Genomic DNA, 6,214 nt, shown 5'->3' with positions numbered 1-6,214 from the left:
TGGAGGCGTGAGCGTCCCGGCCGGTCGCGGCGGCCCCGCTCCGACGGCGGCAGCCTGCGGTGTGAGCGCCCCGCGCGGTGGCCCGAGGACTGAGACCGGGCGGCGCTCGCCCCCCGGCCTGGCTACTGTGGCGGCATGTCACCCGCGAGCCGCTACACGTATCTGGGACCCGAGGGCACTTTCACCGAGGCCGCGTTGCGCACGCTGCCCGAGGCCGCCACCCGCGAACTGGTGCCCATGGTCTCGGTGCCCGCCGCGCTGGACGCGGTGCGCGCCGGCGAGGCGGCGGCGGCCCTGGTGCCGATCGAGAACTCGGTGGAGGGCGGCGTCACCGCGACGCTCGACGAACTGGCCTCCGGCGAACCGCTGATGATCTACCGCGAGGTGCTGCTCCCGATCGCCTTCGCGTTGCTGGTGCGGCCCGGCACGGAACTGGAGTCGGTGAAGACGGTGACCGGGCATCCCGTCGCCCAGCCGCAGGTCCGCAACTGGCTCGCCGCCCATCTGCCGAACGCCGTGTGGGAGTCGGCGGCCTCGAACGCCGACGGCGCCCGGCTGGTCCAGGAGGGCCGGTTCGACGCGGCGTTCGCCGGGGAGTTCGCCGCACCGACCTACGGTCTGGAGGCGCGGGTGAAGGACATCCACGACGCCCAGAACGCCACCACCCGGTTCGTGCTGGTCGGCCGGCCCGCCCGCCCGGCCGCACCGACCGGCGCGGACAAGACGTCGGTGGTGATGTGGCTGCGGGAGGACCATCCGGGTGCGCTGCTGGAGCTGCTCCAGGAGTTCGCCGCGCGCGGCGTGAACATGATGCGCATCGAGTCGCGCCCGACGGGTGAGGGCATCGGCCGGTACTGCTTCTCGGTGGACTGCGAGGGCCACCTCCAGGACCGGCGGGTCGGGGACGTGCTGATGGGGCTGAAGCGGGCCTGCCAGCGGGTGCGGTTCCTGGGCTCGTATCCGCGCGCCGACGCCGTCCGGCCCGAGCTGCGACCGGGTACGGCGGACGCCGACTTCACCGCCGCGGCGGACTGGGTGCAGCGCTGTATGGACGGCCGCGGCTGACCCCGGGCACACGCAGCGCCCCGGGGGCGCAGGCCGAGCCGGGGGCGCCGGCGTCCTACGCGCCCCGGGGCGCCGGGGCCCTACACCCCGGGCGCCCCCGAAGGGTGCCGGACACCGCGAGAGATGCCGCAAAGTTATCCACAGGGCACTGGGGGTGCTGTGCACAAGTCGACACGTGAATCCGACACTGTCGACATATCCGCACCCAAGGCGCAGAGGTACCCACAGCCACACGGGTCCGGCGCGATTCGTCCAACCGCCATGATCAGCTCACTCCGAGGCGGCAATTCCCCCCGAAGGCGTGTGTAACGACGGTTTGCTCGGGGAATTCATGGCCCCGCACGAAACCCGGTAAAGGATCTTCACCGCTTTCCACAGAATCCCCCACCGCCCTGTGGATAACTTTGCGGAAGACGGCGCAACTGTGGATAACGACGGTTAACAGCACCCGCCGCACAGCCAGGTCAGCCCGCCCCACCGGCCGACCCGCACCGCGTCCGCAGGCGGCCCGCACCGCCCCGTACACCGCGACCCCGCCCCCGGCCGCCCCGCCAGACGACCTCGTCATTGACCACCACCCGAGCCGGTCGAGGACCGGGAGCGGCACTTTGCCCGCCCACGGCGAATTCCCCTCGCGAAGTCGCCCCGCCTTCCCGTCCCGGCCACCCGATGTCCACCGGGCACCCGCCCGGCTTCTCCGCGCTCACCATTTACCGGTATTGCAAAACGGACAAAAACCCATCAAGCGGGATAACGGTTCGAGGGCAGGCCGCCGGTCCCGGTAACCTGAGGGCGTGATTGACCTTCGCCTGCTCCGTGAGGACCCCGACCGTGTGCGCGCCTCCCAGCGCGCCCGAGGAGAGGACGTCGCCCTCGTCGACGCGCTCCTCCTGGCCGACGAGCGGCGCAGGTCGTCCGGCGTCCGCTTCGACGAGTTGCGCTCCCGGCAGAAGCAGCTCGGCAAACTGATCCCCAAGGCCACCGGCGACGAGAAGACGGACCTGCTCGCGCAGGCCGCCGAGCTGTCCGCCGCGGTGAAGGCCGCCGACGCCGAGCAGGACGAGGCCGCCGAGGAGACCCAACGGCTGCTGCGGCAGCTGGGCAACCTCGTGCACCCCGAGGTGCCGGTGGGCGGCGAGGAGGACTTCACCGTCCGGGAGACCCTCGGCACCCGCCGCGACTTCGCCGCCGAGGGCTTCGAGCCCAGGGACCACCTGGAGCTGGGCCAGCTGCTGGGCGCCATCGACGTCGAGCGCGGCGCGAAGGTCTCCGGCTCGCGCTTCTACTACCTGACGGGCGTCGGCGCGCTGCTGGAGCTGGCGCTGGTCAACGCGGCCATCGCGCAGGCGACGGAGGCCGGCTTCGTACCGATGCTCACCCCCGCGCTGGTCAAGCCGCGGGCCATGGAGGGCACGGGCTTCCTCGGCCAGGCCGCGGAGAACGTCTACCACCTGGAGAAGGACGACTACTACCTGGTCGGCACCTCCGAGGTCCCGCTCGCCGCCTACCACATGGACGAGATCATCGAGTCCTCCCAGCTGCCCCTGCGGTACGCCGGGTTCTCGCCCTGCTTCCGGCGCGAGGCGGGCACCTACGGCAAGGACACCCGCGGCATCTTCCGGGTGCACCAGTTCGACAAGGTCGAGATGTTCTCCTACGTCGACCCGGCCGACTCCGAGGCGGAGCACATGCGGCTGCTGGAGTGGGAGAAGCAGTGGCTGACGGCCCTGGAGCTGCCGTTCCAGGTCATCGACGTCGCCACCGGGGACCTCGGCGCCTCTGCCTCGCGCAAGTTCGACTGCGAGGCGTGGATCCCGACCCAGGGCAAGTACCGCGAGCTGACGTCGGCGTCGAACTGCAACGAGTTCCAGGCCCGGCGGCTCTCCATCCGGATGCGCGACGGCAAGCGGGTCCAGCCGGTCGCCACCCTGAACGGCACGCTGTGCGCGGTCCCGCGCACCATCGTGGCGCTGCTGGAGAACCACCAGCAGCCGGACGGCTCGGTCCGTGTGCCGCAGATGCTGCGGCCCTATCTCGGGGGCCGGGAACTGCTGAAGCCGGTCGGCGCGTGAGCTTCCCGTACCGGCTGGTCGCCACCGACCTGGACGGCACGCTGCTGCGCAGCGACGACACCGTCTCCCCCCGCACCCGGGAGGCGCTCGACGCGGAGACCGCCGCCGGGGCGGAGGAGCGGGTCGTCACCGGCCGGGCGGTGCCCTGGACGCGGCACATCCTGGACGACCTGGGCTACCGCGGGCTGGCGGTGTGCGGGCAGGGCGCGCAGGTCTACCACGCCGGTGAGCACCGGCTGCTGACCTCGGTGACGCTGGACCGCAGGCTGGCGTCGGCGGCGGTGGCGAAGATCGAGGCGGAGATCGGCCCGCTGGCCGTGGCCGCGTCCCGCGACGGCATCGACGGTGCCGTGCTGGTCGGTCCCGGCTACCGCGTGCAGGAGGGTCCGCTGCCGGTCCTGCCGTTCGAGGACGAGGCCGAGCTGTGGGCCGAACCGCTCAACAAGCTGTACGTGCAGCACGCCTCCCTGGACGACGACGAGCTGGCCGAAGCGGCACGGCGGATCGTCGGCGACCTGGTCGGTGTCACGATGGCCGGGCCCGGCATAGTGGAACTGCTTCCGCTGGGCCTGTCCAAGGCGACGGGGCTGTCGCTGGCCGCCCGCCGGCTCGGCGTCACCGCGGCCGAGACGATCGCCTTCGGTGACATGCCCAACGACCTGCCGATGTTCGGGTGGGCGGCGCACGGCGTGGCCATGGCCAACGCCCATCCCGAGCTGCTCGCGGCGGCTGACGAGACGACCACCTCCAACGACCTGGACGGCATCGCCGAGGTCCTGGAACGCCTGCTGGCAGGCTGACGGTCCCGCGCCCCGGCGCCCGCTCGCGCCCCGCGTCCGCAGCCGCGCCACGCCTGCTCCGGACGTGCCGCGCACCCGGGCGCCGCAGCCCGCCGGGGTTACCCTCCGGCTATGACACGGACAGTGGTGATCAGCGGCGGCGGCACCGGCATCGGTCTGGCGACGGCGCGGTGCTTCGCCGCCCGCGGCGACCTGGTGGTCCTGGTGGGGCGCAGGGCCGAGGTGCTGGACAGGGCCGCGGACGAGGTGCCCGGGGCACTGCGGGTGGCCGCCGACCTGGCCACCCCGGAGGGCGCCCGCGCGGTCGAGCGCTTCGTCGCGGACGAGTGCGGCGCGGTGGACGTGCTGGTCCACAACGCGGGTGGCGACGGCGCTCGGGAGCCGGAAGCGGTGCGGGACCCGGGGCCCGGGGACGAGCCGGGGCCCGGGGACGGTGACGCGGTGGCCGCCGCCGATCCGTTGCCGGCGGTGGAACGGAACTGGACGCTCAACTTCCGGCTGAACACGCTCACCGCCGTACTGCTGACCGAGGCGTTGCAGGCCCGGCTGGCGTCACCGGGCGGGCGGGTGCTGTTCGTCAGCTCCATCGCCGCGCAGCGCGGCTCCGGTTCGACCGCCTACGCGGCCGGAAAGGCGGCCCTGCACCCCTACGCCTTCGACCTGGCCCGGCGACTGGGCCGACGCGGTGTGACGGTGAACCTGGTGGCGCCCGGATACGTCGAGGGCACCGATTTCTTCGGTGCGGGCCTGCCCACCGAACGGCGCGCCCAGCTCGTCGAGGAGACCCTGACCGGCCGCCCCGGGGAGCCGGGTGACGTGGCGGAGACCCTGCACTGGCTGGCCTCGCACGCCGCCGGCCACATCACCGGCCAGGTGGTCCACGTCAACGGTGGCGCCGCCCTCGGTCGCTGACGGCCTGTGCCCTCCCGTCGACCGGCCGGTTCGGGGCCGTATGGTCCGCCGCCCGGTCTCAGTGGCCGCCGATGCGGCGGTTGCGGCCGGCGCCGAGGCCGAGCAGGGCCAGGGCGACGCACAGCGCCAGCAGCAGCGCGAGCGGCAGCCGCCAGCCCCCGGTGAGCTGGTGCACCGCGCCCAGGGTCAGGGGCCCGGCGGCGGCCAGCAGGTAACCCCAGGTCTGGGCCATGCCGGAGAGCCGGGCCGCGATGTGGGCGTCCCCTGACCGCAGCACGATCATCGTCAGCGCCAAGCCGACCGTGCCGCCCTGGCCGACACCGAGCAGCGCGGCCCACAGCCACGCCCCCTCGACCGGGGAGACGAGCAGGCCGGTCACCCCGGACGCCATCAGGGCCACCACTGCGACGGCGAGCAGCCGCTGGCTGCTGAGCCGTCCGGCGACGAGCGGCACCACGAACGAACCGGCCATCTGGACCAGGGTGCTGAACGCGAAGACCAGCCCGGCAGTGCCCCTGTCCATGCCGTGGTCGATGAAGATGGTCGGCAGCCAGGCGATCGTCACGTACGCCACGGTCGACTGGAGGCCCATGAACAGCGTGACCTGCCAGGCCAGGGCGGAGCGGGTCAGGACCGGCCCGGCCGCCGCCGGCGTGCTGGTGACGGCCGGACCGTCGAGCCGGGCGCCGCGGGTGACCACCAGGTGCGGCAGCCAGGCCGCCGCGGCGACCACCGCGAGCAGCGCCCAGGACACCAGGCTGCCCTGCCAACCGCCGAGCAGGCCCTCCAGCGGGACGGCGACCGCGGCCGAGACGGTCGCACCGCCGATCATCGCCGTGGTGTAGAGGGCCGTCATGCCGGCCGCGTGGTCGGGAAAGTCCCGCTTGACCAGGCCCGGCATCAGCACGTTGAGCAGGGCGATGGCGCCGCCGACCACCGCGCAGCCGCCGAACAGGGCGAGCGTGGGCGGCGCGACGCGCAGCACGATGCCGCCGGCGAGCAGCAGCAGCGCCCCGAACAGCACGGTCTCGGTGCCGAAGAGGCGGGCGAGCCTCGGCGCGATCGGCGAGACGAGCCCCATGAAGACCAGCGGGATCGTGGTGATCAGGCTGCTGCCGGTGGCGGTGAGGCCGAAGTGCGCCCCGATCTCGCCGACCAGCGGTGAGACGCCGGCGAGGGCGGCGCGCATGTTGACCGCGGCCAGCACGATGCCGGCCAGCAGCAGCACGGTACGGCTGCGTCGGCCGTCCCGGGGCGTCGCCGGTACGGAGGCGGCCGGGCGGGTTTGTGCGGTGGCGGTGGTGGGTCGGGCCTCGGCGAGGCTGTCGGGGCTGGCCGTGGACACGTGAGGGCCTTTCGGGTGGT

General features: G+C 73.3%; 5 protein-coding genes. 4 read left to right on the top strand and 1 reads right to left on the bottom strand.

The genetic code is table 11. The features are described from left to right. Window positions 1-135 precede the first annotated feature (135 nt). From pheA to ACYVE9_RS12705, 4 genes are all read left to right on the top strand, one after another. Window positions 136-1,065, top strand: a complete 930-nt coding sequence (gene pheA, locus ACYVE9_RS12720) for a prephenate dehydratase (RefSeq protein ID WP_461027916.1) — start codon at window positions 136-138, stop codon at window positions 1,063-1,065. Window positions 1,066-1,859: 794 nt separating this feature from the next. Next, window positions 1,860-3,137, top strand: a complete 1,278-nt coding sequence (gene serS / locus ACYVE9_RS12715; protein WP_461027915.1) for a serine--tRNA ligase — start codon at window positions 1,860-1,862, stop codon at window positions 3,135-3,137. Next, a complete protein-coding gene (locus ACYVE9_RS12710; RefSeq protein WP_461027914.1) occupies window positions 3,134-3,937 on the top strand; it encodes an HAD family hydrolase in 804 nt (267 codons plus the stop codon). The genes serS and ACYVE9_RS12710 overlap by 4 nt, the downstream gene beginning before the upstream one ends. A gap of 111 nt (window positions 3,938-4,048) precedes the next feature. Further along, complete coding sequence (locus tag ACYVE9_RS12705; RefSeq protein ID WP_461027913.1) at window positions 4,049-4,849, top strand: SDR family NAD(P)-dependent oxidoreductase; 801 nt, start codon at window positions 4,049-4,051, stop codon at window positions 4,847-4,849. A 58-nt stretch (window positions 4,850-4,907) separates the two neighbouring features. Here the strand turns inward: ACYVE9_RS12705 and ACYVE9_RS12700 are convergent, their stop codons facing one another. Then, window positions 4,908-6,194: a CynX/NimT family MFS transporter gene (locus tag ACYVE9_RS12700; protein WP_461027917.1), complete on the bottom strand. Its 1,287-nt coding sequence runs from the start codon at window positions 6,192-6,194 to the stop codon at window positions 4,908-4,910. Window positions 6,195-6,214: the final 20 nt, after the last annotated feature.

The sequence above is a fragment of the Streptomyces sparsus genome (assembly GCF_054776295.1).
This window is presented reverse-complemented; position numbering and strand designations above follow the sequence as displayed.

Excerpts from the sequence above, each read along its gene's own strand:
- pheA (WP_461027916.1), top strand. The coding sequence starts at position 136 with ATGTCACCCGCGAGCCGCTACACGTATCTGGGACCCGAGGGCACTTTC.
- ACYVE9_RS12705 (WP_461027913.1), top strand. The coding sequence starts at position 4,049 with ATGACACGGACAGTGGTGATCAGCGGCGGCGGCACCGGCATCGGTCTG.